Raw genomic sequence first — 22,769 nt, forward strand, 5'->3', positions numbered from 1 at the left:
CATTTAGGCTGCCATTGCGCAAAGGGCAACCGGGGATGACGGCGCTATGTTCGGCCTTCAGGTTGCCCCCCGGCGCAAGGCTGCAACGGCGCGCTCTATTCGCCGGGGGCGCTGGCCTTGATGGCGACGGCGTGGACCCGGTTTCCCGGAATGTCGCCGAGTGCCGCATTGACGAGGCGCTGGCGCTGAAGGCGCGAAACGCCTGCGAAAGCGGGACTTTCGATTTCTATGGTGAAGTGCGATTCGCCGGTGCCGTCATCGCCGGTGTGACCGGCGTGGCTGGCGGAATCGTTGACGACATCAAGGCGGGTGGGGGTGAAGGCGGCTTCGAGAAGCTGCCGCATTTCCTGTGCGATCGGTCCGGTCATGTCTTCCATTTACGCGCTCGTTATCCCATCTGGAAGCCGGTGAGACATTCTAGATTTCATGGCAGAGTCGAATCCGGTGGACGCGCGTGCAACTGGCCGGGGTGTGAAGAGGCGGGCGAATTCCGTGCGCCGGGCGTGCGCTTGCCCGGTTTTGACGGGCCGGGCGACTATCGCTGGTTCTGTCTCGATCACGTTCGCGAATTCAATTCGGGGTACGACTATTTCGACGGCATGAGCGCGGAGGAAATTTTCCGCGCGCAGTCGCCGCTGCATGGCTGGGAAGCGCAGAGCCGTGCGTTCCGGCCGGATGCCGGCGTGGACGGTACGCCGCGCTGGGCCGACTTTGCCGATCCGCTGGAAGCGATCAGCGGCCGCGCCAAGGCGCACATGCGGCAGCGCCAGTCCGAGATGAAGCCCGAGAACGCCCGCTTCAACCCGGAAGAGCGACGCGCGCTCGGCGTGCTGGGGCTCGATGGCGATATCGACAGCAAGACGCTGCGGCTGCGCTACACGCGGCTGCTGCGCCAGTATCACCCCGATCACAACGGCGGAGACCATAGCCGTGCCGCGCGTTTGCAGGGGGTGGTGGAGGCTTATCAGCTCCTGCGTAAATCGGCGGCGTTGGAGGGGTAGGCCTACTGGCGGAGCGGGGTGACGGTTCCGCCACCCGCTTCGGTTCAGGCCTTTTCCCTTTCGCAGATTTTGGCGAGTTGTTCGGCGCAGGCGGACCAGCCGTCCGTGAAGCCCATGTCCTCGTGCATCTTGCGGTCTTCCTCGCGCCAGTGCCGTGCGCGGGCGGTATAGCGCGTGCCGCTGCCTTCCGGTTCCAGTTCCCAGATACCGATCATGAACGGCCCGGATGGCTGGAAGTCTCCCGTGACGGCATCGGTGGTAACGAAGCGGCGGCCTTCCTCGTATGCGAGGTATATCCCGTCCTGCGGTGCGGTTTCCCCGTCAGGCCCGTACATCGTCATCCGGCAGATTCCGCCGGGGCGGCGGTCCTGCTCCTCGACTTCGACCCGCCAGGGACGGGGGCACCACCATTCCTCCTGCCGGTTGGCCATGACGTCCCATACCTGCGTGATGGGAGCATCGATGTAGCGGGTGATCGACAGTTCGTTACCAGTCTCGCTCACGGGGTTCTCCTCAGTCTCTATCAGGTGCGCCGAGCGGGAAATAGGCGCGGAACGGCCGTGCCTCGTCGACGCAGCGGGCGACGGCGGGCAGCGAGAGCAGATGCGCGCGCCAGGCACGAAGGCGCGGCCTGTCCTCGGGTATCGGGTGGACCCAATCCGCATAGAACAGGGCGGGCGCCGCGGCGCATTCGATCAGGGTGACATGCTCCATCGGCGGATAGAACTGGAGCCAGCCTTCCAGCCAGGCATAGACCCGGTCCAGTTGCGCGCGGGCTTCGGCGCAGCGGGTCAGGTCGGGATTCTCCGGATCGCGGATATACTCGTTCACCACGATCTGCATGACGTTCATCACGTAGTTGTCGAAGACCCGGTCCAGCATGCGGATCGCCGTTGCCGCGTCCGGATCTTCGGGCAGGAGCGTGCCCGGGGCAGCATGGTGCCGATCAATATATTCGATGATCGTGGTGGCTTCGAACAGCAGGTTCTCGCCATCGCGCAGCACCGGGAACTTGCCCAGCGGTCCTGCCATCTGCACGACTTCGGCATGTTCCGGGTGCTCGGCATCGACCACTTGCAGAACGAAGGGCACGTCATGGGCGTAAAGCGCGATCAGCGCCTTCCACGTGTAGGACGAAAAGGGATGGCCGAAGAGTTCGAGAACAGGCTCAGGCGTCATGCGGTGCTTCCTGCAAGGGCGGCCTCGATCGCGGCGACATCGATCTTGCGCATCGTCATCATCGCTTCCATCGCCCGCTTGGCGGCCGCCCGGTCGGGATTGCCCAGCGCCCGTCCCAGCACCCGGGGTGTGATCTGCCAGGAAAGCCCCCACTTGTCCTTGCACCAGCCGCACATGCTTTCCGCGCCGCCGTTACCCACGATGGCGTTCCAGTAGCGGTCGGTCTCTTCCTGGTCCCCGGTTTCCACCTGGAACGAGAAAGCTTCGCTATGCTTGAACGCCGGGCCGCCGTTGAGGCCGATGCATTCTATGCCCATGACCGAGAATTCGACCGTGATGACGTCTCCCGCCTTGCCGTCGGGATAGTCCGCCGGGGAGCGAGTCAGGTCGGTGACCCGGGTGTCGGGAAAGATCGAGGCATAGAAGTTCGCGGCCTCTTCGGCATCGCCTTCGTACCAGAGGCAGACGCGGTTCTTCGCGCGATCCGTGGCGGTCATTTCTTCATCTCCCCGATCAGCGTGTTGTCCACCGCTTTGGCTGCCTTGTAGGCCTCGCGTGCCTGGAAACGCTCGGCATAGGCGACGAAGGCGCGGCGCGGCGGCATCGTGCCGAAAGTCAGCCCCCAGTCCACCGCGCTGCCGACGTAGACGTCGGCCATGGTGAAGCGGGAGCCGCACACATAGTCTGCCTGGTCGAAATGGCTTTCGAGGGCATTCATCGTCCGCTCGAAGTTGCCCCAGCCGACCATCGGCTCCTGTTCGGGCGTCGGCTCGCACTTGAGGTGGCGCGAGGTGATCGCCTGTTCGACCGGGCCGGACGCGAAGAACGTCCAGCGATAGTAGTCCGCCATTTCCCCGTCATTGGGCAGCAGTCCGGCTTCGGGATGCATCTCGGCGAGGTAGAGGCAGATCGCGGCGGCTTCGGTCACGACACGGTCGCCGCCATCGGCGTGGTGGACGATCGTGGGCACCTTGCCCATCGGATTGACCGCGAGGAAACTGGCCGGCTTGTCTTTCCAGTCGATCAGGACCTGCCGGTAATCGGCGCCCGCCTCATGAAGTGCCCAGCGGGCGATCTGCCCACGCGACATCGGGTTGGTATAGAAGGTATAATCGGCCATAGTCCTTCTCCGTCGCGTGGTGCGAGGTTGGAACAATTGCGGAACACGGGGCTGTCGTCAATGGCCTTGAAGTTCCGGTCGTGCCTTAGTCACCTTTAGGGCCGACGAGGCCGAAGCCTGCGCCTTGCGGATCGATCGCGACGACGATCCACTCGCCGCCGGGCACCTCGTGCGGGCCCATCAGCACGGTGCCGCCGTTCGCCTCGATCGCCGCTTTCGCCGCCTCGATCGAAGGGACGCCGAAGTAGAACAGCCAGACCGAGGGCTGGCTTTCCTCCTGGCGCTGCATGATCGCGCCGAGCGTTTGCCCGTGGTGGCCGATGAAGCAGTAGTCTCCCATCTCGCCCATCGACATCTTCTCGTCGAAGGTGAATCCGAAGTGCCTGCCGTAGAACGCCATGGAGGCGGCCTGGTCGGGGCTGGCCAGTTCGTTCCACCGAACCCGCTGGTTTTCGGTGACGGAGAACACGTCGCTCGCTGCATCGGGCTGATCGGCGGGCGGGACAGGGTTCATAAGGTAGATCGGCACGCCCTGCGGGTCGGCAACCATGGCGATGCGGCCCACGGGCAGGTCGGTGGCGGGCATCTGGATCTTGCCGCCTTCCGAGGCGATCGTCTCCACCGCCGCGTCGACATCCTCGACATGGAAGTAGGGCAGCCAGATCGGCCGTGCTCCGCCTTCGGCCATATCCTCGGTGATCTGCATGGCGCCGCCGGCCATGCCGCCATCGTCCCGCACGATCATGCGATAGTCCAGGCCGCCCGCTTCCGGGCTGGCGTGATCGCCGATGGTCCAGCCCACGACCGCGCGGTAGAAGGCCGCAGCCCCGTCGAGGTCGCTGGTGAGCAGTTCGTACCAGATGAAGCTTCCGACTGGATTGGCCATCGTCATTCTCCCGTTTCGGCCTGAGGCAGTTCGACGACGGAATCGAACCCGCCATATATCATTCGCGCGCCGTCGAAAGGCGGCGGGTTGGTGGCGGGGTCGAAGCGCGGATCGTTCTTCATAAGCTCCATCAGCAGGCCCATCTGCCGGTCCCGCGTGGCCTTGTCGGGCCACTCGATCCAACTGAAGCAGACCGTTTCGTCCTCTCTGGCGTCCACCGCGCGGAAGAAGTCGGTCTGCTTGCCGTGCTGGAGATCGTCACCCCAGCATTCGACCACCCGCGTTGCCCCGTATTCGATGAAATAGTCATCGAATTCCCGTGCATGGGAGATGAACCGGTCCTTGTTGGCAAGGGGGACGGCAATCACGAAACCATCTATGTAAGGCATGGCTATTCTCCGGAAGTGGCGGGAGAGGCGTAGCTTTCGAGTTGTTCCGAGAGGGCCCGGCGGAACGCCGGACGGCTTTCTCCGCGCGCCTTGTAGGCGGCGAGCACGGGGAAGCTTTCGAGGATGTCCGTGTGGTCGAGAATGCGCAGCACCGTAACGAGGACGATGTCCGCGAGCGAGAAGGCGCCGGCCAGCCATTCCCGCTCTCCCAGCGCTTTCTCGGTGCTGGAGAGACGCGATTTCACGAGCTTCAGCGCGCTTGGACGGGCTTCTGCGGCCCATGCCTTTCCTGACTGGAATATGTCGAGCATGCCGATCTGGGCGACGAACGGTTCAATGCTGTTGAGCCCCGCGAACAGCCAGGCGATCGCCTGCCAGCGCGTGGCCGGGTCTGCCGGAAGCAACCGCTCGTCCTGTTCGCCGAGGTAGAGCAGGATCGCGCCGCTTTCGAACAGGCGCTGCTCGCCGTCGTCGAAGGCGGGAACCTGGCCGAAGGGCTGCCATTCGCGGTAGCTGTCCGGGCGCGGGCTGAACACGTCGAGCAGGTCGATCCGGTAATCCCGCCCGATCTCCTCCAGCGCCCAGCGGATGCGCAAATCGCGGACCTGGCCCCGAACGGGCTGGGGAACGTCGGCATAGGCGGTAATGACGGTCGAGGCGGACTCGTTCCGGGGCATCGTCACTCTCCGATGTCGATGCGCCTGCTCGGCGCGATTCGTTATTGCCGGAGCCTGATCTTTCAGGTTACAAAAAGCAACCATGGAGTTAAAAAACGAAACCAAGGGGCGGGCGAAGCGTTCGGGAGGCAGGATGAAAGCCCCGGACGATGGTTCGGAAGGGCAGGGCGCTCATGCCGGATCTCACGGGCGCTGGTACCGCGACGCCTGCGGGGCGGCCTTCGCGATGGAGCTTGTGGGAGAGCGCTGGACCCTGCCGATCGTGCGCGAAATGATGCTTGGTCCGCGCCGCTTCAACGGGCTGCGCGCCGCGCTGCCCGGCCTGAGCGCCAAGGTGCTGACCGAACGGCTGGGCAGCCTCGAAGCCTCGGGCATCGTGCGCCGTGCGGTGCTTCCGCCGCCTGCCTCCGTGCAGGTCTACGCCCTGACCCAATGGGGATTGGGGCTGGAGGCGGTCATGCAGGAACTTGGGCGCTGGGCGGTGCGCTCGCCATCGCACGATCCGTTCCTGCCGCTGACGCCGGTGGCCTTCATGCTCTCCTTGCGCACGATGATCGTGCCCGAGCGGATCGGCGACCTCGAAATCGCCGTGGCTTTCGACGTCGGGGGGCAATGCTTCCTTGGCCGGCTGGAGCGGGGGCAACTGCACATCGTGCCCGCCGGTGAGGAAATCGGCGCGACGGATCTGCGCTTCTGTGCGGAAACCGCCACGGACTTCCTGCCGGTGTTCTATGGCAAGCGCACGGTGGAGGAGGCGGGCGGGCGGCTTTCGGTACTGGGGGACGCAGGCCTTGCCCGCAGGTTCATCGATCTTTTCTCCCTGCCCGCGAAGCTTGCGCCGGGGAACGTGGCGGGGGGCTGACTTTCGCAGCCGGGCCCGTCGGCATGGCCGGCCGCCCGGCGGACCGCATTTCCCGATATGGCTCAAAGCCTGTTGCGGTGCAGCGCTCGCTTGTCTACGCGAGTGCAACGATGACTGAGACCGAGACCATGAAAGCCGAGAACCGCCCCGAGTCACGAGACGCCACCGTGCTGGCTGCTCCCGACATCGAACTCGACGTGCGCGAGACCTTCGGAGTCGATATCGACTGGAAGGTACCTGCCTTCTCCGTCGCCGACGAGCGCGTTCCCGACCTTGACGAGACTTACGTCTTCGACCCGGACACCACGCTCGCGATCCTTGCGGGCTTTGCCTACAACCGCCGCGTCATGGTGCAGGGCTACCATGGTACCGGCAAGTCGACGCACATCGAACAGGTGGCCGCGCGTCTCAAGTGGCCATGCATCCGCATCAACCTCGATGCGCATATCAGCCGTATCGACCTGATCGGCCGCGATGCCATCGTGCTGCGCGACGGTCTCCAGGTCACCGAATTCCGCGAAGGCCTGCTGCCCTGGGCGCTCCAGCACCCGGTGGCGCTGGTGTTCGACGAATACGACGCCGGCCGCCCGGACGTGATGTTCGTGATCCAGCGCATCCTGGAAACCGAAGGCAAGCTGACCCTGCTTGACCAGAACCGCGTGATCCGCCCGGACAGGAATTTCCGCCTCTTCGCCACCGCCAACACGGTCGGGCTGGGCGATACCTCCGGCCTCTATCACGGCACCCAGCAGATCAACCAGGGCCAGATGGACCGCTGGAACCTGGTGGTCGGGCTGAATTACCTGCCGGAACCGGTCGAGACCGACATCGTCACCAAGAAGGTGCCGCAGGTCGATGCCAAGGTCGTCGCGAACATGGTCAAGGTTGCGGACTTCACGCGTCAGGGCTTCATGAACGGAGACATTTCCACGGTGATGAGCCCGCGCACGGTCATCACCTGGGCACAGAATTCGGCAATCTTCAACGATGTGGGCTTCGCCTTCCGCCTCTCGTTCCTCAACAAGTGCGACGAGACCGAGCGCGTGATGGTGGCCGAATACTACCAGCGCGTGTTCGGCAACGACCTGCCCGAGAGCGTGGTCGGCAAGGCCTGAGACTTACCGTCATCACGAACAGGAAAAGGGAGGCTGCGGCCTCCCTTTTTTTGTCCACCGCAGGGCCGTGATCGCAGCCGGCGAAGCGTGGGTGACAGGCGAAGGCGATCAGCCCTCGGGGTAGATCGCCTTCACGAAGTAGAGCCCGTCCGGCGGCGAATTGAGGCCCAGCGCCTGTCGGTCGCGCGCTTCCAGCGCCTCGGCGATCTGGTGCTCCCTCCAGCGGCCCATTCCCACCAGGGCGAGGCAACCGACCATCGAGCGCACCTGGTGATGCAGGAAGCTGCGCGCCTCCGCCTCGATCAGCACCATTTCGCCTTCGCGCCGCACGTCCAGTCGGTCGAGGGTCTTGAGCGGGCTTTGCGACTGGCAATGGGCCGAGCGGAATGTCGTGAAGTCGTGCAGTCCGACCAGCATCTGCGCGGCGCGGTGCATGGCCGCTTCATCAAGCGGCTTGGCCACCTGCCATGCCTTGCCGCGCTCCAGCGTGAGCGGCGCGCGGCGGTTGGCGATGCGGTAGATATAGGCGCGGCCGATGCAGGCGAACCGGGCGTGCCAGTCGTCCGGCACGATCTCGCAGGCGACGACCGCGATGGGATGAGGGCGAAGCCGCGCGTTCATCCCCTCCATGAACTGGAAGGGCGTGAACGGCTTGTCGATGTCGATATGCGCTCTCATGCCCAGCGCGTGGACGCCCGCATCGGTGCGGCCGGCGGCGTGCATGCTCGTGGTTTCCCCGGTGAGGGCGAAAGCCGCTTCCTCGACGCTCTGTTGTACCGAGGGGCCATGCGCCTGGCGTTGAAGGCCCATGTAGGGGGCGCCGTCGAATTCGAGAGTGAGGGCAAAGCGGGTCATCGCGCCGCCGATACAGGACTGCGCGCGCTCTGCAAACGGCTTGGCGCGAGGCGGCGCGCGGGGCATCCTCGTCCCCCGCCGTTGAGGAGAGCGCAAATGGCCGAACAGGCTTCACGTTTCGAGATATTCCGGGGCCGGGAAGCGCCCTCGCTGGATGACTGCGGCTGCATGACGCTTGCGGGTGAGGCCCCGAACATGATCGCCGCGTTGCCGCTGTTCGCCGGGGCCGGTCCGGAAACCGGCGAACATGTCGACGTGCCTTACCGCCGCCCGGGCATGAGCCTGGCGCGGCTCCGGTTGAAGAGCGGCTTCGCGCTTCCGCTCCATAGCCACGATTGCGACTGCCTGTACTACATCGTGGCCGGAAGCGTGGAACTCGGCACGGAAACGCTGGTGTCGGGCGATGGCTTCTTCGTGGGGAGCGAGGTGCCCTATGCCTATGTCGCCGGACCGGAAGGCGCCGAGGTCCTCGAATTTCGCGCTGCCGACACCTTCGACATCCGCGTGCGCGACAAATCTCCGGAAGGCTGGTCCAGGGCCGCGCAGCGTGTCCGCGAGGCGCAGGACCGCTGGGCGAGCGAGCCGCCGCCCGTCCGCCGCATGCCGTGACCTGCGGGGAGCGGGCGGGTTCGGCAATCAGCCCAGATGCGTGCCCGCGGGGATCGGCCGCCCGCGCAGCAGGTCTGCCGTCGCCATCGGCGGCTTGCCCGCGCGCTGGATCCGAGTCACGCGGATCGCGCCCTCTGCGCAGGCGACAGTGAGGGCGTCGTCAAGCGCGGTGCCGGGCTCGCCCGAACCTTCGGCCAGATCGGCCGCCAGCACCTTGTACCGTTCCCCGTCCAGTTCGAAGAACGCGCCGGGCGCGGGCATGAAGGCGCGCACCTGCCGTTCGGCTTGCACGGCGGACTGGGTGAAGTCGATCCGGGCCTCGGCCTTGTCGATCTTGCGGGCGTAAGTCACTCCGTCCTCGGGCTGGGTGACGGCGCGGTGAACGGCAAGATCGCGCAAGGTGCCGACCATGAGCTGAGCACCCTTTTCGGCCAGTTCGGCGGTCAGGTCTCCGGCGGTCTTGCGGTCGATCGTGGTGCGCAGCGTTGCCAGCATCGGTCCGGTGTCGAGGCCGGCTTCCATTTGCATGATGGTGACGCCGGTGGTGGGATCGCCTGCGAGGATCGCCCGCTGGATCGGCGCCGCGCCGCGCCAGCGGGGCAGGATCGAGGCGTGGATGTTGAGGCAGCCCAGCCGCGGCGCATCAAGCACGGCCTGCGGCAGCAGCAGGCCATAGGCGGCGACGATGGCGATATCTGCGCCGAGCGCGGCGAATATCTCCTGCTCCTCCGCGCTCTTGAGCGAAACGGGCGCGCGCACCTCGATCCCGCGTGCTTCGGATTCCTTGTGGACAGGGGAGGGGGTCAGTTCCTTCCCTCGGCGCCCGCCGGGGCGTGGCGGCTGGCTATAGGCGGCCACGACCTCGTGCCCCGCCTCGACCAGCGCGACGAGCGCGGGCACCGCAAATTCGGGCGTTCCCATGAAGACGATGCGCAAAACCGGTTACTCCGCTCACTCTGGGCCCGTCGAAGGGCATTTCGTGCGCAAGTGGCGCATGGGGCTTCGACAAGCAGTTCCCGAGCGGTTAGGGAATTGGCCATGGCATCGCAAGAGATCGAGACGCTTACCGCCGCGCTGTCGCGCCTTCCCGGCCTTGGTCCGCGTTCCGCACGCCGGGCGGTGCTGTGGCTCATCAAGCGGCGCGAGACCTCGCTTCTGCAACTCGTCGATGCTCTGGCTGCCGTAAGGGAAGCGCTCGTCGAGTGCGGGATTTGCGGCAATATCGACACGACGAATCCCTGCGGTATCTGCGCCGATTCGCGCCGCGATGCGGCTTCGCTCTGCGTGGTCGAGGAAGTGGCGGATCTCTGGGCGCTCGATCGTGCGCGGCTGTTCAACGGGCGCTATCATGTCCTGGGCGGTCGTCTTTCGGCGCTGGACGGCGTTCGCCCGGAAGACCTGAGTATCGATCGCCTGCTGCAGCGCGTGGAGGCAGGCGGGGTCGACGAGGTCGTCCTGGCCATGAACGCCACACTCGAAGGCCAGACCACCGCGCACTACATTGCCGAGCGTCTGGAGGGACTTCCGGTCCGCATCACCCAGCTTGCACATGGCCTCCCGGTAGGCGGCGAGCTTGACTATCTGGACGAGGGAACGCTTGCACAGGCGATCCGTGCCCGGCGGCCGGTAAGTTAGCCGATCACTGTCATCGCAGGGCCCATCTTGCGAAAATGGCCGTCCGCGATTATCTGCGGCCCATGGCTATCCGTGAAATCCTCGAAGTTCCCGATCCGCGTCTCAAGCAGGTTTCGGTCCCCGTCGAAAAGTTCGACGACGAGCTCAAGACGCTCGTCGAGGACATGTTCGAGACCATGTATGATGCGCCGGGCATCGGTCTTGCCGCCATCCAGGTCGGCGTGCCGCTGCGCGTTCTCGTGATCGACCTTCAGCCGGACGACGAGGATGCGGAGCCCGAAGTGTGCACCGCTCACGGCGATCATCACCACACGCACCAGCCGACGAAGAACGAGCCCCGGATCTTCATCAATCCGGAAATCCTCGATCCTTCGGAAGAGCACACGGTCTATCAGGAAGGCTGCCTCTCGGTCCCCGAGATCTATGCCGACGTGGAACGCCCCTCGCGCATCCGCGCGCGTTGGCAGGATCTCGACGGCACGGTGCACGAAGAAGACATGGACGGCCTGATGGCCACCTGCCTCCAGCACGAGATGGACCATCTCGAAGGCATTCTCTTCATCGACCACCTTTCGCGCCTGAAGCGCCAGATGGCGCTCAAGAAGCTGGACAAGCTGCGCAAGGCCGCCTGATCCCCGCTTCGGTGGAAAAGCTGCGAGAAGGGCTGGCGTTCTCTAAACGTTCCGGATAGGGTTCCGGAATGGAAATTGCTGTCGCCGCCATTCTCGCACTCGTCGTCGGTCTCGGGGCCGGCTGGTTCTTCGGCTCCCGGCCCGCCGCCGAATGGCGCATGCGGCACGAGACGCGCGACCGCGAGGCGCGCGATCTTGATGAACGTTTCCGGGCCGCCATTCGCGATCTGGCTGGCGCCACCGAACGCGCCAGCCGTGCCGACGATCTGGCCGCCGCGCTGGAACGTACCCGCACCGAACATGGCGCGGCGCTGGAGGTCCTGCGCAAGGACCATGGCGAAACGGTCGAGCGACTCCGGTTCGAGCATGTGCAGGTTCTTGATCGCACGCGCGGCGAGCTCACCCAGGTTCTCGAACGGACGCGCGGCGAACATGCCGGGCTGGTGGATTCCTTGCGCCGCGAACAGCGTGAGCTTGCCTCGGAACTGGCGACCCTGCGTGAAAAATCCGCGAATTTCGACGAACAGAAGCGTCTTCTGCTCGAAGCGCAGGAAGCGCTTCGCAAGGAATTCGAAAACGCCGGCGCCAAGGTGCTGGCCGGTGCCCAGGACGCTTTCCTGCGCCGAGCGGGCGCGCGGTTCGAGGAAAGCGAAAAGGCCAATGCCGAGCGCATCCGCACCATGCTGGCCCCGGTGGGCGAGCGGCTCAAGAGCTATGAGGAGCAGGTCGCCGCACTGGAGGCCAAGCGGGTCGATTCGTTCGGGCAGCTCACCGGACTGATCCAGTCGATGCGCGAAGGGCAGGAAAAGGTGCGCGAGGAAGCGCAGCGGCTCGGCAATTCGTTGCGCAATGCACCGAAGGCGCGTGGGCGCTGGGGCGAACAGCAGCTTCGCAACGTGCTGGAACAGTGCGGGCTTTCCGAACACACCGATTTCGTCACCGAGCATTCCATCGATACCGACGAAGGCCGCCTGCGGCCGGACGCGATCGTCAACATTCCCGGCCAGAAGCGGCTGGTGATCGACGCGAAGGTTTCACTCAACGCCTATCAGGAAGCCTTCGAGGCTCAGGACGAGGTAGCCCGCGATGCCGCGCTGCGCCAGCATGTCGCCTCGATGCGCAACCATGTCCAGACGCTGGGCGCCAAGAGCTACCAGAGCCAGTTCGAGGATGCGCCGGACTATGTAGTGATGTTCGTGCCGGGCGAGCATTTCGTTGCCGCCGCGCTGGAACAGGACCCGGAACTGTGGGACTTCGCTTTCCGCAACAAGGTGCTGCTGGCGACGCCGACGAATCTTGTCGCGATCGCCCGCACCGTGGCGCAAGTCTGGCGTCAGGATGGCCTCGCGCGCGAGGCGCGCGAGATCGGTCGGATGGGCGGGGAGCTTTACGATCGCCTGGCCGTGGCCGCGGATCACATGAAGCGCGTGGGTGCCGGCCTGGAATCGGCGGTCAACAATTACAACAAGTTCGTCGGCAGCTTCGAGCGTAACGTGCTCAGTTCCGGCCGCCGCCTGCGCGACAAGCATATCGAGATCGGCAAGCGTGAGATCGATGAGGTCCAGCAGATCGAATCGACCCCGCGCTACGGTGCCGAAACGGTGGCGGAGGAGATCGAGGCGATCGCCGAGGCCAAGTCCCTGCCGGAAGCGGCCCAGTAGGCGTCAGCGTCCGTTCGCACTGCGGGCGGGGCGCTCGACTGGTCCGCCTTCTCGGACGAGTTCGGCGGTGTGGCCGCTCGATTGCAGGATCATGTGATTGCCGTCGATGGCGAAGCGAGGGGTGGCGACAAGGAGGGCGTTGACCGCTTTTTCCTGATCCCATGCCGGAATGGTGCAGGTCATCTCGGTCAGGGTGAGGGGGCCTGCGATCAGGCGTTCCTCGTCGATGCGCCAGGGCCCGTCCATGCGGTTGCAGCCGACCAGAACGCCCATCTTGCTGCCCGCGAAGGTCAGCCGCGCATCGTTGGATTCAGGCCGCTGTCCGTCGATCAGTGCGAAGCGCCAGCTCGTGCGGGCGAGCGGGGAATCCTCGCCCTGGATCGAGCAAGCGGTGAGCGGCGATAAAAGGCAGAAAGCAAGAAGAACGGCACGCATGATGGCGCCACTCTACACATCCGGGATGATGCCCGGATGAACGCCGCTATCAGTTGCCGCCCTCAAGATGGGCGAGCGCCTCATAAGCCAGCACGGCACCAGCCACGGCGGCGTTCAGGCTGTCTGCCCTGCCGCGCATCGGGATGGTGACGCGCAAGTCGCAAGCTTCCTCGTAAGCCTGCGGCAGGCCTTGCGATTCGTTGCCGACCATCAGGAAGCAGGGCGCCGAATAAGGGGCCTGGCGATAGTCGGTAGGATCGCGCAGCGAGGCCGCCACGAGCTGACCTTCGCCGGAGCGAAGCCAGTCCTGGAATTCGTCCCAGCGTGCAATGGCGATCTTCTGCGTGAAGATGGCGCCCATGCTGGCCCGCACCGCTTCCACGGAGAAAGGGTCCGCGCAGTCGTCAAGCAGGATCAGCCCGCCGGCGCCAACGGCGTCTCCGGTGCGGAGCATCGTGCCGAGATTGCCGGGATCGCGCAGCGCCTGCGCAACCAGCCAGATCGGCGCCGAGGCGCGGTCGAGATTGGCGATGCGCGTGTCGAATTCGGCGAAGACCCCGGCGACGGCCTGGGGATTGTCCTTGCCCGTGACCTTGGCGAGGATTTCGACGTCCATTTCGACGATTTCACCCCCGGCGGCGGCCACGGCGTCTTCCAGCGCGTCAAGCAGGGGATGGGGATCGCGGCCGATGGCCATGACCAGCATTTCCGGCACTATGCCGCATTCGCGCGCGTCGGTCAGCAGGCGCAGACCTTCGGCGAGGAAACGCTCTTCCCGCTTGCGGTGCTTCTTCTCGCGCAGGGAGCGCAGGAACTTGACCAGCGGATTCGAGAAGCCGGTAATTGTGCGGCGGAAGGCCACGCGGTCGGACGGCGTCATTCTTCGCCGAAACCGTCGCGAACGAGTGTGGCGAGAACCGCGAGCGCTTCGGGCGCGCCATCGCCGGAGCAGGCGATCTCGATCGAATCGCCCTTGGCGGCGCCCAGCATCATCAGGCCGAGGATGGAGTTCCCCGCAGCCTCGGTTCCGTCCTTGCCGACCTTGACCAGCACGGTTTCCGGAAGCTCGGCGACGTGGTTGACGAACTTGGCGCTGGCGCGGGCGTGGAGACCGCGCTTGTTCACGATCAGCACCGTTTCACGGCAGTCGATCATGCGGCGTCTTGTCCCAGATATTCGCTGGCGATGGTGATGTAGTTGCGTCCGGCGTCGCGCGCGGCCGCGGCGGCATCGCGCACGGACATGCAGGCGCGGGCCTTGGCTAGGCGGATCAGCATGGGAAGGTTGATCCCGGCGATCACTTCGACCTTGCCGGCCTGCATCAGCGAAATCGCGAGGTTCGACGGAGTGCCGCCGAACAGGTCGGTGAGGATGATGACACCTTCGCCGCTGTCCACTGCAGTAATTGCCTCGGCAATCTCGCTGCGGCGGCGCTCCATGTCGTCGTTCGGACCGATGCAGACGGTTGCCACCGCCGACTGGTCCCCGACGACGTGTTCCATCGCGTGTACGAATTCCTCGGCGAGATTGCCGTGAGTGACCAGGATCATACCGATCATGCTGGGATTAGGCTCCGAATTTCCTGCGAATGCGACCGGGTTATATAATGTTCTTTCACGCCACTGCCCCCCTTCGAGAATTACCCCCCTCGAGAAGATCAGCAGCCCGCGAGCCCAGGTTGCGATGCAACAATGTGGGCGAAAATCCCGCATCGTGCAAGGCCGCAGCCATTTGTTCGGCGGTAAAAACGGAGCGGTGTCGCCCTCCGGTACATCCAAAGGCTATGTGAACATAGGCCTTTCCCTGCGCGCGGTAGCGGGGAAGCAGCAGCAGCAACAGGTCGCGAATCCGCGCAAATGCCTCATCGAAGGCCGGGTCCTTGCGTATATAGTCTCCGACCGGCGCATCCTGCCCGGTCATCGGGCGTAGCTCGGAATCCCAATGGGGATTTTCGACGAAACGCATATCGAAGACGAAATCTGCAAGCGGTGGCATCCCGCGCGAGAACCCGAAACTGGACACGGTGATCGTGAGATCCTCGGGCTCATCGGCGGCGAAGCGTTCGCGAATCGTGCGTTGCAGGTCGTTAGACGTGAACTCGGTGGTTTCCACCAGGATGTCGGCCCAGCGTCGCAGCGGGGAGAGCAGTTCGCGCTCGGCGCGAATGCCGCTGTCCACCGGGGCATCGGCCGCCAGCGCGTGGCGTCGGCGGGTCTCGTTGAAGCGGCGCTCCAGTTCCTTGCTCGAACAGTCGAGGAACAGGGTGGTGACCTCGAGGTCGTGACGCTCGCCCAGCGCCTTGACCTGGGCGATCACGCGGTCAGGATTGAAGCCGCGGGTGCGGCAGTCAAAGCCGATGGCCAGCGGGGAGGGATCGTCCGAAGGCTTGCCCTCGATCATGCGCTCGAGAAGGCGGACCGGGAAATTGTCGATGATTTCCCACCCGAGGTCTTCGAGTACGCGGAGCACGGTCGTCTTGCCGGCACCGAGCATGCCGGTGACGAGCAGGACTTTCTGCTTGTGGGGACGCGCGGGGGGAGCCTGGGGGGAGTCGTCTTGCATCGGGGGCTGTTTGCGCTCGGAACCGGGGAAAGGGAAGGGGGAGACGTGCCGGTCGGTCACTCTGTGAGACCATAATGCAACAGCGCGAGTTCGGTCTTGAGGGGGAGCGAATCGCCATCCGGCCGGAGCCGCAAGTACGGCAGATCGACGCCGAGGAGTGTGATCCGGCCGGGCGAATCGACGAATCGCGGTGCCTCGCGGTCGAGCGAGAGGAAGAGCGCGACGGGCGCTTCATCGCGGCAAGCGAAGGGAAGCACGCCGAGATTGCGCACTTCCATCAGGCCGCGCGTGTTCGGATGGGGCTGTGCGAAGAGCCGGCCGTTCCGCGCTTCGAGCAGTACGCTGTCATCGCCGATCAGTTCGCCGCCGCGGTCTATCAGGCGTAGGGCGAGGCTCGATTTTCCGGTTCCGGAAGGCCCCTCGATCAGCACCGCGCGCCCGCCGATGGCGACGCAGGTGGACTGCCTGGCAATGCGGACGGCGTCGGCCAAGGTCAGGCGCTCTGCCAGGCGGGAAGCGAGATGAGCAACCGGGCGCCCTGTGCGCCATCGGTGCGGTCGGTCGCGCGCAGTTTGCCGTAGTGGGCCTCGACTATGGTGCGGGCGATGGCCAGTCCGAGCCCCGAGTGCTTGCCAAACTCCTCGCCGGAGGGGCGCAGCGAGTGGAACCGCTCGAATATCCGTTCCCGCGCCGCCTCGGGGATGCCGGGGCCGTGATCGGTGACGGCGATCGTGAGGCGGCCTTCGGTGCGGCCGACGGCGATCTCGATCGGCGTTCCCTCGGGTGAGAACGAGACGGCATTGTCGAGCAGGTTCTGCAATACTCGCTCCAGCCGCGAGGCATCGCCCGCCACCAGCAGGTCGCCGTCAGCTTCGCGCACGACCTTGATTATGCTCGATCCGTTGACCCCGCGCTGCTCGCGTTCGGCCACGAGCGCGCGGACCAGCCGCAGCATGTCCACGGGTTCGAAGGTCGTGCGGCTGAGCTGCGCGTCGATCCGGCTCGCATCGGCGATCTCGGTGACCAGGAAGTCGATCCGGCGCACGTCGTCCTTGGCGATGCCGATGAGCTGGCGGCGAAGGGCCGGTTCGTCGACCCGGTCGAGGCTTTCGAGGGCGCTGCGCAGGCTCGTCAACGGGTTCTTGAGTTCGTGCGCGACATCGGCGGCGAAGCTTTCCACCGCGTCGATGCGCTGGCGCAAGGCGCCGCTCATGTCGGAGATGGCGCGGGCGAGCAGGCCGATCTCGTCGCGCCGGTCCGGCAGGCGGGGGACGACTACGCTGCGATCGCGGCCGAGACGAACGCGCACGGCAGCGCGAACCAGCTTGCGCAGCGGCTCGACGATGGTGCGGGCAAGGAACAGCGAGAGCAGGATCGAGACGGTAAGCGCGCCGCCGACGATGATGGCAAGCGTCTGGCGCGCCATGCGCACGTTCTCGGTAATGTCGCGCGCGTTGCGGGTGACGAGCAGCGCCTCGCCGCGATTGCCCACAGGGGTTGCGGCGATGATGACGGGGGTGCGGTCCGGCGCGGCCTTGTGCGAGACCTCGGTTTCGCCGCTGGCGAGCGCGGCGGCCACTTCCGGCCAGGCCGAGGCGCCGGCGCGCGGGGCGTCGTGATAGTCGGCGACGGGCGGCGAGCCGAGCACCCAGTCCATGCCCCGGTCGAGCGCGCGGGCGGCATCCTGGAACCACGGTTCGGTGGCGGGATCGATCAGGGTGTAGGAGGGGCGGGCAAGGGTGAAGCTGTCGGCTTCGAGGGCGCCGTCGTTGCTGAACAGCCTCAGCCGCAATGCCTGCCCCGAGCCGATCCGCGTGATCAGGTCGCGCCGGCGGCCGGCGTTTTCACCGGCAAGGGCGATGGCCACGACTTCCGCTTCCGAACGGGCGAGGCGGAAGCGCTCGTCCAGCAGTTCGCGCCGATAGCTGTCGATGTAGAACAGGCTCCCCGCGAGCAGGGCCAGCGCGATCACATTCACGGCAAGGATGCGCGCGGTCAGCGAGACGCGCCACGGCATCCCGAGCCGGACCGCCAGAGATCCCTTGCGCCGTCCCGGTGTACGTTCAGCCATCGGCGAAGGAATAGCCCGCGCCATAGAGGGTGTCGATCGCCGAAAATTCCGGGTCCACCGCGCGGAACTTGCGGCGCAGGCGCTTGATGTGGCTGTCGATCGTGCGGTCGTCGACGTAGACGTCCTCGCTGTAGGCGGCGTCCATGAGCTGGTTGCGGCTCTTGACCACGCCGGGCCGCAGGGCGAGCGCTTCGAGGATGAGGAACTCTGTAACGGTGAGGGAGACGGGCTCTGCGTCCCATGTCACCTGATGGCGCGCCGGATCGAGGCGCAGACGGCCGCGGATGACGGGTTCGGGCAGGTTCTCCGCCACCGTCTCCTCGCTCGTGCCGCGAACCAGTTCGCTGCGCCGCAGGATCGCCCGGATGCGCGCCACCAGCAGGCGCTGGCTGAAGGGCTTGGTGATATAGTCGTCCGCCCCCATCGCAAGGCCCAGTGCCTCGTCCGGTTCCTCGTCCTTGGAGGTCAGGAAGATGACCGGCAGGCGCGACTGTTCGCGCAGCGCCTGGAGCAGATGAAGCCCGTCCATTCGGGGCATCTTGATATCGAAGATCGCAAGGTCCGGCGGATTGTCCAGCAGGGCCTTCAGCGCGGTTTCGCCGTCGGTATAGAGCCGGGTGGCGAAGCCTTCGGCCTGGAGCCCGATCGACACGGTGGTGAGGATGTTACGATCGTCGTCCACGAGGGCGATCGACTGCTGGCGGACGGGCGCTGGGGGCGGCGTCTCGTCAGGAGCGCCGGCGGATTGGCAGGGCGAATGCTGGGGGTTTGCCGACGGTTCGACCATGGGATTGCCCTGTGTTCCTTCCATTGCAATCGAACGCCGTGACTAGCGATTGGGGCACGTTCCGTCCACGGCTTTGCGACTCGTCTCGAAATTGCCCCGGAATGGTCGAAGTGTTGCCGTTCTACCCCCCTCGGTTGGTTTATCTTTGCGGAAATTTGACGGAAAAGGGGGTGGCGATTATTCGCAGCCCGATTCTTGCGCAAATGTCGGGGCGTGTCCGGTTTCGGTCGGTCGCGCCTTTATTGGAGGAGATGACATTGACCGCTACCCTTAAGTATTCGCTCGCCAGTCAAGGCATAGAAACACGCGCCAATGTGCTCGCGAACCTGGGCACCGCGCCACTGGTCGAGCAGGCGGTCAAGAACGGCGAGGGCGTGCTCGCCGCCGACGGGCCGTTCGTCGTCGCGACCGGTAAGCACACCGGGCGTTCGGCCAAGGACAAGTTCATCGTCAAGGACGCCGAGACCGAAAATACGGTCTGGTGGGGCAAGACCAACGTGCCGATGACGCCTGAACACTTCGCCGCGCTGAAAGAAGATTTCCTCGCTGCCGTGGCCGACAAGGACCAGCTCTACGTTGCCGACCTGTTTGGCGGTTCGCAGCCGGAACACCGCGTCAACGTGCGCGTCATCAACGAGTTCGCCTGGCACAACCTGTTCATCCGCACGCTTCTGGTCCGTCCGACCGAAACCGAACTGGAAAGCTTCGAGCCCGAATATACCATCATCGACCTGCCGAGTTTCCGCGCCGATCCCGAACGGCACGGTTCGCGCTCGGAAACGGTGATCGCGGTGAACTTCACCGAGAAGCTGATCCTGATCGGCGGCACCGCCTATGCCGGCGAAATGAAGAAGTCGGTCTTCGGCATCCTCAACTACCTGCTGCCGGTCAAGGGTGTGATGCCGATGCACTGCTCGGCCAACATCGGCCCCGAGGGTGACACCGCCGTGTTCTTCGGCCTTTCCGGCACCGGCAAGACCACGCTTTCGGCAGATGCCTCGCGCACGCTCATCGGTGACGACGAGCATGGCTGGTCGGACACCGCCGTGTTCAACTTCGAGGGCGGCTGCTACGCCAAGATGATCCGCCTTTCGGCCGAGGCCGAACCGGAAATCTTCGCGACCACGAAGCGTTTCGGCACCGTGCTCGAAAACGTGGTGATCGATCCCGACACCCGCCAGATCGACCTCGACGACAACTCGCTTGCCGAGAACAGCCGCGGTTCCTACCCGATCGACTTCATTCCGAACTGCTCGGAAAAGAACCTCGGCCCGGTTCCGAAGAACATCATCTTCCTCACGGCCGACGCTTACGGCGTGCTTCCTCCGATCGCGCGTCTCACACCCGATCAGGCGATGTATCACTTCCTCTCGGGCTACACTGCGCGCGTCGCGGGCACCGAGATCGGCGTGACCGAACCCGAAGCGACTTTCTCGACCTGCTTTGGCGCGCCGTTCATGCCGCGTCATCCCTCGGTCTACGGCAACCTCCTCAAGGAGCGTATCGCCAAGGGCGGCGTGAAGTGCTGGCTGGTCAACACCGGTTGGTCGGGCGGCAAGGCCACGATGGAAGGCATCAAGCGCATGCCGATCAAGGCGACCCGCGCGCTGCTCAACGCCGCGCTCGACGGCAGCCTCAACGATGCCGAGTTCAAGGAAGATCCGAACTTCGGCTTCGAGGTTCCGGTTGCGGTTCCCGGCGTCGACACCAAGCTGCTCGACCCGCGCGGCGCCTGGGTTGACGGCAGTGAGTATGACAAGACCGCACAGACCCTGGTGAAGCAGTTCATCGACAATTTCGCGCAGTTCGAAGCGCATGTCGACGAAGGCGTCCGCAAGGCGGCACCGGTCGCGGCCTGAGCGGCGATGGCGCCTTTATAGGCGCTGTTCGGCTCGAATTAAGTACAGGGCCTCGGAACTTCGGTTCCGGGGCCCTTGTTTTGTCATCAGGACCGTGCATCCTCGCCATCCCCCTCTCTAGGAGATACGACCATGGGACTTTTCGACGGTATCCTTGGACAAGTCAGCGACCATCCGGATGTGGCTAACCTCGCCTCCAAGCTCGGCCTTGAGCCCGCGCAGGCGGAGCAGGCGATCGCCGCGCTGGGCCTCGCGCATCAGCAGGAGGGCGACACCGCACAACTCGCGGCGGAAAAGACCGGGCTTGGTGTCGGCACGATCCAGCAGGTGATCGCGGCGATCGGCGGCGAAGGCTCGCTCAGCCAGTTCGCCAGTCTGGTGGGCAGCGATCCCGCGAAGTTCACCGCTTTTCTCGACAAGGACGGCGACGGCAGCGTCATGGATGACCTGACCGACCTTGCGAAGGGCTTCTTCGGCAAGAAGTAAGCCGGTCTATCGTCGTCCCGGGACTGTCCCGGGACGACATTTCAGCTTCGGTCAGTTCGCCTTGCCGGTGGCGATGTAGCTGTCGATGTTCTTCGCCAGCACGTCGAGCGGGACGTTGCCGCCATCGACCACGGCCTGGTCGAAGTCTCGCAGGTCGTAGCGTGCGCCAAGCGCCGCCTGTGCGCGGCTGCGCTGGCGGTTGATCTCGGAATGACCCATCTTGTAGCCGCAGGCCTGGCCCGGCCATGAGCAGTAGCGGTCCACTTCGTTGACCACTTCCTCGCGCTTGTTGCCGTTCTTCTCCATGAAGAAGCGCACCGCCTGTTCGCGGCTCCAGCCCTTGGCGTGGAGGCCGGTGTCCACGACCATGCGGCAGGCCCGGAAAGCGATCGACTGGAGGTAGCCGAGCTGGCCGACGGGATCGTCGGCATAGGCGCCGAGTTCGTCCGCAAGCTGCTCGCCGTAAAGCGCCCAGCCTTCGGAATAGGCGTTGAAGGCCAGGATCGAGCGGATCAGCGGCAGGCGGTTGGCATATTCGCCCTGCCAGACGTGACCGGGGATCGCTTCATGGTGGACCAGGGTCGGCAGGTCGTACTTGCGGTGCAGGTCGGTGGTGCGCAAGTTGATCCACATCTTGCCCGGAACCGAACCGTCGATCGATCCGGCGCCGCCATATGCGGTCGGCGCGCCGGGCTCCTCGGCCAGCGGCAGGCGGCGAACCTCGACGTTCCCCTTCACCGGATCGCGGAAGGCGCGCGGCATCTGGGCGCGGATCCAGTCGATCCGATGGCGGATGAAGGCCATGATCTCGGTGCGGCCGGGGTCGCCTTCGGCGAACATGAAGCGCTTGTCGGTGCCGAGCGCGGTCATCCGTTCGCCAACAGTGCCGGTGGTATAGCCGAGCTTCTGGAGGATGGGGTCCATGCGGCCATGGAGCGCGGCCAGTTCCTCGATCCCGCGCTGGTGGATTTCCTCGGCGGGGACAGGCGTGGTCGTGCTGGCGCGCAGGGCCCAGGCGTAGAACTCGGCGCCGTGCGGGCGTTCGCGCATTCCGGGATCGCTCTTGGCCAGACCGCGCTGGCGCTTGAGTTCGGCAAGCTGGCGTTCGAGCGCGGGCACGACTTCGGCGGACACGATGGCCTTGGCGCGGCGGTCCCAGTCTCCGGGGATCGAGGCGGTGCGGCCCACGAGCGAAGCGACGAGGCCGCCGCCGTTGTTGCGGGCGTCCTCGATCGTGCTGGTCATCTGCGCGATCGCGCGGTCGAGCAGGAAATCGGGCGGGACGAGGCCCTGGTCCGTGGCCTTGCGGATGCGTTCCAGTTCGCCGTCGAGCTGGTCGTCGAACTTGGCAAGACGGGCGAGATAGGCCTCGGCATCGGCGCCGTTCTTCACCGGATGGTCGGCGTCGAGGAACTTGGGCGTGTCGAGATAGGCGCCGACGTTCTGGATCACGACGTAGGGCGTATTGCGCCAGCCGCCCACCGCGACATCGCCGTAGGGCTGCGCAAACCCGTCCAGCGAGGTGCGGTAGGCGCTGCGCACCACGGCGAGGCTGGTCTGCGTGGCATGGTCCAGGCCCGCGGTCGGCACCGCTTCCACGCGGGCGAGATCTTCGCGCAGGGTCCTGGCGAGCGCGGCCTTGCCCGCGAACGAGCGGTCTTCGGCCTTGGCACGCAGGGCGGCATGGGCGCCCACGTCGATGCCCAGTCCGGTCGCCCCTTCGGGGTTGTGGTCGAGCAGTCTCCACGCGGCCGAATCGAGCAGTGCGGCGGCTTTCTGCTGGGCAGGGTTTCCGGAAGCAGCGCCTGCCGCGGCCTGTGCTACGCCGGGCAGGGCGATGCTGGCGGTGCCGGCGGCAAGGAACTGGAGGGTGGTGCGCCGCGAGAGGGATGCGGCCTTGGTCTGGGTGTCTTGCATGGCGGCGAAACTGGCGAGGCGATGTCTTCAA

At 65.4% G+C, this 22,769-nt stretch carries 28 protein-coding genes; 9 read left to right on the plus strand and 19 right to left on the minus strand.

The window, feature by feature from the left end:
* Positions 1-95: 95 nt before the first annotated feature.
* Complete coding sequence (locus tag U9J33_RS09410; RefSeq protein ID WP_185998801.1) at positions 96-368, minus strand: BolA family protein; 273 nt, start codon at positions 366-368, stop codon at positions 96-98.
* 39 nt (positions 369-407) lie between these two features.
* Here U9J33_RS09410 and U9J33_RS09415 point away from each other — a divergent pair, with 39 nt between their 5' ends.
* Entirely contained in the window at positions 408-1,001 is a 594-nt protein-coding gene (locus U9J33_RS09415) for a DnaJ domain-containing protein (RefSeq protein WP_324694733.1), read from the plus strand.
* Positions 1,002-1,045: 44 nt separating this feature from the next.
* On the opposite strand, the gene U9J33_RS09420 is transcribed toward U9J33_RS09415, so the two are convergent.
* The 7 genes from U9J33_RS09420 to U9J33_RS09450 form a co-directional block, all read right to left on the minus strand.
* On the minus strand, positions 1,046-1,504 hold the full coding sequence (locus U9J33_RS09420) for an SRPBCC family protein (protein ID WP_324694735.1): 459 nt from the start codon (positions 1,502-1,504) through the stop codon (positions 1,046-1,048).
* Positions 1,505-1,514: 10 nt separating this feature from the next.
* On the minus strand, positions 1,515-2,180 hold the full coding sequence (locus U9J33_RS09425; protein WP_324694737.1) for a glutathione S-transferase family protein: 666 nt from the start codon (positions 2,178-2,180) through the stop codon (positions 1,515-1,517).
* Positions 2,177-2,677, minus strand: a complete 501-nt coding sequence (locus U9J33_RS09430; protein ID WP_324694738.1) for a VOC family protein — start codon at positions 2,675-2,677, stop codon at positions 2,177-2,179. Before U9J33_RS09430 ends, U9J33_RS09425 begins: the two co-directional genes overlap by 4 nt.
* Positions 2,674-3,300 carry a glutathione S-transferase family protein gene (locus tag U9J33_RS09435; RefSeq protein WP_324694740.1) on the minus strand — a complete coding sequence of 209 codons (627 nt, stop codon included), beginning with the start codon at positions 3,298-3,300 and terminating at the stop codon, positions 2,674-2,676. The genes U9J33_RS09430 and U9J33_RS09435 overlap by 4 nt, the downstream gene beginning before the upstream one ends.
* Before the next feature lie 85 nt (positions 3,301-3,385).
* Entirely contained in the window at positions 3,386-4,186 is an 801-nt protein-coding gene (locus U9J33_RS09440) for a VOC family protein (protein WP_324694743.1), read from the minus strand.
* Between the two features lie 2 nt (positions 4,187-4,188).
* Positions 4,189-4,575, minus strand: a complete 387-nt coding sequence (locus tag U9J33_RS09445; RefSeq protein ID WP_324694746.1) for a DUF1428 domain-containing protein — start codon at positions 4,573-4,575, stop codon at positions 4,189-4,191.
* A gap of 2 nt (positions 4,576-4,577) precedes the next feature.
* Positions 4,578-5,252, minus strand: coding sequence for a glutathione S-transferase family protein (locus U9J33_RS09450; RefSeq protein WP_324694748.1), 675 nt, complete (start codon positions 5,250-5,252; stop codon positions 4,578-4,580).
* Between the two features lie 133 nt (positions 5,253-5,385).
* Between U9J33_RS09450 and U9J33_RS09455 the strand changes: the two genes are divergently transcribed.
* Positions 5,386-6,114 carry a helix-turn-helix domain-containing protein gene (locus tag U9J33_RS09455; protein ID WP_324694750.1) on the plus strand — a complete coding sequence of 243 codons (729 nt, stop codon included), beginning with the start codon at positions 5,386-5,388 and terminating at the stop codon, positions 6,112-6,114.
* A gap of 110 nt (positions 6,115-6,224) precedes the next feature.
* Positions 6,225-7,229 (plus strand): cobaltochelatase subunit CobS, encoded by a 1,005-nt coding sequence (cobS, locus tag U9J33_RS09460; protein ID WP_054441731.1) that lies wholly within the window; start codon positions 6,225-6,227, stop codon positions 7,227-7,229.
* A 108-nt stretch (positions 7,230-7,337) separates the two neighbouring features.
* On the opposite strand, the gene truA is transcribed toward cobS, so the two are convergent.
* On the minus strand, positions 7,338-8,084 hold the full coding sequence (gene truA / locus U9J33_RS09465; protein ID WP_324694753.1) for a tRNA pseudouridine(38-40) synthase TruA: 747 nt from the start codon (positions 8,082-8,084) through the stop codon (positions 7,338-7,340).
* 96 nt (positions 8,085-8,180) lie between these two features.
* Between truA and U9J33_RS09470 the strand changes: the two genes are divergently transcribed.
* Positions 8,181-8,693 carry a hypothetical protein gene (locus U9J33_RS09470; protein ID WP_324694755.1) on the plus strand — a complete coding sequence of 171 codons (513 nt, stop codon included), beginning with the start codon at positions 8,181-8,183 and terminating at the stop codon, positions 8,691-8,693.
* A 27-nt stretch (positions 8,694-8,720) separates the two neighbouring features.
* On the opposite strand, the gene fmt is transcribed toward U9J33_RS09470, so the two are convergent.
* Positions 8,721-9,629: a methionyl-tRNA formyltransferase gene (gene fmt, locus U9J33_RS09475; RefSeq protein WP_324694757.1), complete on the minus strand. Its 909-nt coding sequence runs from the start codon at positions 9,627-9,629 to the stop codon at positions 8,721-8,723.
* A 102-nt stretch (positions 9,630-9,731) separates the two neighbouring features.
* Here fmt and recR point away from each other — a divergent pair, with 102 nt between their 5' ends.
* The 3 genes from recR to rmuC all read left to right on the plus strand — a co-directional run bounded on the left by recR (position 9,732) and on the right by rmuC (position 12,621).
* Complete coding sequence (recR, locus tag U9J33_RS09480) at positions 9,732-10,328, plus strand: recombination mediator RecR (protein WP_185997549.1); 597 nt, start codon at positions 9,732-9,734, stop codon at positions 10,326-10,328.
* A 62-nt stretch (positions 10,329-10,390) separates the two neighbouring features.
* Positions 10,391-10,960, plus strand: a complete 570-nt coding sequence (gene def, locus U9J33_RS09485; RefSeq protein WP_185997548.1) for a peptide deformylase — start codon at positions 10,391-10,393, stop codon at positions 10,958-10,960.
* 68 nt (positions 10,961-11,028) lie between these two features.
* A complete protein-coding gene (gene rmuC, locus U9J33_RS09490) occupies positions 11,029-12,621 on the plus strand; it encodes a DNA recombination protein RmuC (RefSeq protein ID WP_324694761.1) in 1,593 nt (530 codons plus the stop codon).
* Between the two features lie 3 nt (positions 12,622-12,624).
* On the opposite strand, the gene U9J33_RS09495 is transcribed toward rmuC, so the two are convergent.
* The 8 genes from U9J33_RS09495 to U9J33_RS09530 are packed head-to-tail and all read right to left on the minus strand — an operon-like array spanning position 12,625 to position 18,476.
* Positions 12,625-13,056, minus strand: coding sequence for an META domain-containing protein (locus tag U9J33_RS09495; RefSeq protein WP_324694763.1), 432 nt, complete (start codon positions 13,054-13,056; stop codon positions 12,625-12,627).
* 49 nt (positions 13,057-13,105) lie between these two features.
* Entirely contained in the window at positions 13,106-13,936 is an 831-nt protein-coding gene (locus U9J33_RS09500) for an RNA methyltransferase (RefSeq protein ID WP_324694766.1), read from the minus strand.
* Positions 13,933-14,211 (minus strand): HPr family phosphocarrier protein, encoded by a 279-nt coding sequence (locus U9J33_RS09505; protein WP_324694768.1) that lies wholly within the window; start codon positions 14,209-14,211, stop codon positions 13,933-13,935. The genes U9J33_RS09500 and U9J33_RS09505 overlap by 4 nt, the downstream gene beginning before the upstream one ends.
* Positions 14,208-14,615, minus strand: a complete 408-nt coding sequence (locus tag U9J33_RS09510) for a PTS sugar transporter subunit IIA (RefSeq protein ID WP_132263101.1) — start codon at positions 14,613-14,615, stop codon at positions 14,208-14,210. The genes U9J33_RS09505 and U9J33_RS09510 overlap by 4 nt, the downstream gene beginning before the upstream one ends.
* Before the next feature lie 55 nt (positions 14,616-14,670).
* Positions 14,671-15,618, minus strand: coding sequence for an RNase adapter RapZ (rapZ, locus tag U9J33_RS09515; protein ID WP_054441540.1), 948 nt, complete (start codon positions 15,616-15,618; stop codon positions 14,671-14,673).
* A 56-nt stretch (positions 15,619-15,674) separates the two neighbouring features.
* On the minus strand, positions 15,675-16,109 hold the full coding sequence (locus U9J33_RS09520; protein ID WP_324694771.1) for an HPr kinase/phosphatase C-terminal domain-containing protein: 435 nt from the start codon (positions 16,107-16,109) through the stop codon (positions 15,675-15,677).
* Positions 16,110-16,111: 2 nt separating this feature from the next.
* Positions 16,112-17,689, minus strand: coding sequence for a sensor histidine kinase (locus U9J33_RS09525; protein WP_324694773.1), 1,578 nt, complete (start codon positions 17,687-17,689; stop codon positions 16,112-16,114).
* The gene (locus tag U9J33_RS09530; RefSeq protein WP_324694775.1) at positions 17,682-18,476 is read right to left on the minus strand and encodes a response regulator transcription factor; all 795 of its coding nucleotides are present in this window, start codon (positions 18,474-18,476) and stop codon (positions 17,682-17,684) included. Before U9J33_RS09530 ends, U9J33_RS09525 begins: the two co-directional genes overlap by 8 nt.
* 251 nt (positions 18,477-18,727) lie before the next feature.
* On the opposite strand from U9J33_RS09530, the gene U9J33_RS09535 reads away from it, so the two are divergent.
* The gene (locus U9J33_RS09535; RefSeq protein ID WP_165913194.1) at positions 18,728-20,335 is read left to right on the plus strand and encodes a phosphoenolpyruvate carboxykinase; all 1,608 of its coding nucleotides are present in this window, start codon (positions 18,728-18,730) and stop codon (positions 20,333-20,335) included.
* A gap of 132 nt (positions 20,336-20,467) precedes the next feature.
* The gene (locus U9J33_RS09540) at positions 20,468-20,821 is read left to right on the plus strand and encodes a hypothetical protein (protein WP_185997543.1); all 354 of its coding nucleotides are present in this window, start codon (positions 20,468-20,470) and stop codon (positions 20,819-20,821) included.
* 51 nt (positions 20,822-20,872) lie between these two features.
* Here U9J33_RS09540 and U9J33_RS09545 read toward each other — a convergent pair whose 3' ends face one another.
* A complete protein-coding gene (locus tag U9J33_RS09545) occupies positions 20,873-22,738 on the minus strand; it encodes a DUF885 domain-containing protein (protein ID WP_324694779.1) in 1,866 nt (621 codons plus the stop codon).
* Positions 22,739-22,769: the final 31 nt, after the last annotated feature.

The organism is Novosphingobium sp. RL4 (genome assembly GCF_035658495.1).
Classification (GTDB): Bacteria; Pseudomonadota; Alphaproteobacteria; order Sphingomonadales; family Sphingomonadaceae; genus Novosphingobium.

What these genes read in the sequence shown, in the direction of transcription:
- rapZ (WP_054441540.1), bottom strand. Translation starts at nt 15,618, where the DNA reads ATGCAAGACGACTCCCCCCAGGCTCCCCCCGCGCGTCCCCACAAGCAG.
- def (WP_185997548.1), top strand. Translation starts at nt 10,391, where the DNA reads ATGGCTATCCGTGAAATCCTCGAAGTTCCCGATCCGCGTCTCAAGCAG.
- cobS (WP_054441731.1), top strand. Translation starts at nt 6,225, where the DNA reads ATGACTGAGACCGAGACCATGAAAGCCGAGAACCGCCCCGAGTCACGA.
- U9J33_RS09455 (WP_324694750.1), top strand. Translation starts at nt 5,386, where the DNA reads ATGAAAGCCCCGGACGATGGTTCGGAAGGGCAGGGCGCTCATGCCGGA.
- U9J33_RS09510 (WP_132263101.1), bottom strand. Translation starts at nt 14,615, where the DNA reads ATGATCGGTATGATCCTGGTCACTCACGGCAATCTCGCCGAGGAATTC.
- U9J33_RS09410 (WP_185998801.1), bottom strand. Translation starts at nt 368, where the DNA reads ATGACCGGACCGATCGCACAGGAAATGCGGCAGCTTCTCGAAGCCGCC.
- U9J33_RS09435 (WP_324694740.1), bottom strand. Translation starts at nt 3,300, where the DNA reads ATGGCCGATTATACCTTCTATACCAACCCGATGTCGCGTGGGCAGATC.
- U9J33_RS09440 (WP_324694743.1), bottom strand. Translation starts at nt 4,186, where the DNA reads ATGGCCAATCCAGTCGGAAGCTTCATCTGGTACGAACTGCTCACCAGC.
- U9J33_RS09430 (WP_324694738.1), bottom strand. Translation starts at nt 2,677, where the DNA reads ATGACCGCCACGGATCGCGCGAAGAACCGCGTCTGCCTCTGGTACGAA.
- rmuC (WP_324694761.1), top strand. Translation starts at nt 11,029, where the DNA reads ATGGAAATTGCTGTCGCCGCCATTCTCGCACTCGTCGTCGGTCTCGGG.
- U9J33_RS09545 (WP_324694779.1), bottom strand. Translation starts at nt 22,738, where the DNA reads ATGCAAGACACCCAGACCAAGGCCGCATCCCTCTCGCGGCGCACCACC.
- U9J33_RS09450 (WP_324694748.1), bottom strand. Translation starts at nt 5,252, where the DNA reads ATGCCCCGGAACGAGTCCGCCTCGACCGTCATTACCGCCTATGCCGAC.
- U9J33_RS09425 (WP_324694737.1), bottom strand. Translation starts at nt 2,180, where the DNA reads ATGACGCCTGAGCCTGTTCTCGAACTCTTCGGCCATCCCTTTTCGTCC.
- U9J33_RS09505 (WP_324694768.1), bottom strand. Translation starts at nt 14,211, where the DNA reads ATGATCGACTGCCGTGAAACGGTGCTGATCGTGAACAAGCGCGGTCTC.
- U9J33_RS09500 (WP_324694766.1), bottom strand. Translation starts at nt 13,936, where the DNA reads ATGACGCCGTCCGACCGCGTGGCCTTCCGCCGCACAATTACCGGCTTC.
- U9J33_RS09530 (WP_324694775.1), bottom strand. Translation starts at nt 18,476, where the DNA reads ATGGTCGAACCGTCGGCAAACCCCCAGCATTCGCCCTGCCAATCCGCC.
- recR (WP_185997549.1), top strand. Translation starts at nt 9,732, where the DNA reads ATGGCATCGCAAGAGATCGAGACGCTTACCGCCGCGCTGTCGCGCCTT.
- U9J33_RS09540 (WP_185997543.1), top strand. Translation starts at nt 20,468, where the DNA reads ATGGGACTTTTCGACGGTATCCTTGGACAAGTCAGCGACCATCCGGAT.
- U9J33_RS09445 (WP_324694746.1), bottom strand. Translation starts at nt 4,575, where the DNA reads ATGCCTTACATAGATGGTTTCGTGATTGCCGTCCCCCTTGCCAACAAG.
- U9J33_RS09525 (WP_324694773.1), bottom strand. Translation starts at nt 17,689, where the DNA reads ATGGCTGAACGTACACCGGGACGGCGCAAGGGATCTCTGGCGGTCCGG.
- U9J33_RS09535 (WP_165913194.1), top strand. Translation starts at nt 18,728, where the DNA reads ATGACATTGACCGCTACCCTTAAGTATTCGCTCGCCAGTCAAGGCATA.
- U9J33_RS09470 (WP_324694755.1), top strand. Translation starts at nt 8,181, where the DNA reads ATGGCCGAACAGGCTTCACGTTTCGAGATATTCCGGGGCCGGGAAGCG.
- truA (WP_324694753.1), bottom strand. Translation starts at nt 8,084, where the DNA reads ATGACCCGCTTTGCCCTCACTCTCGAATTCGACGGCGCCCCCTACATG.
- U9J33_RS09495 (WP_324694763.1), bottom strand. Translation starts at nt 13,056, where the DNA reads ATGCGTGCCGTTCTTCTTGCTTTCTGCCTTTTATCGCCGCTCACCGCT.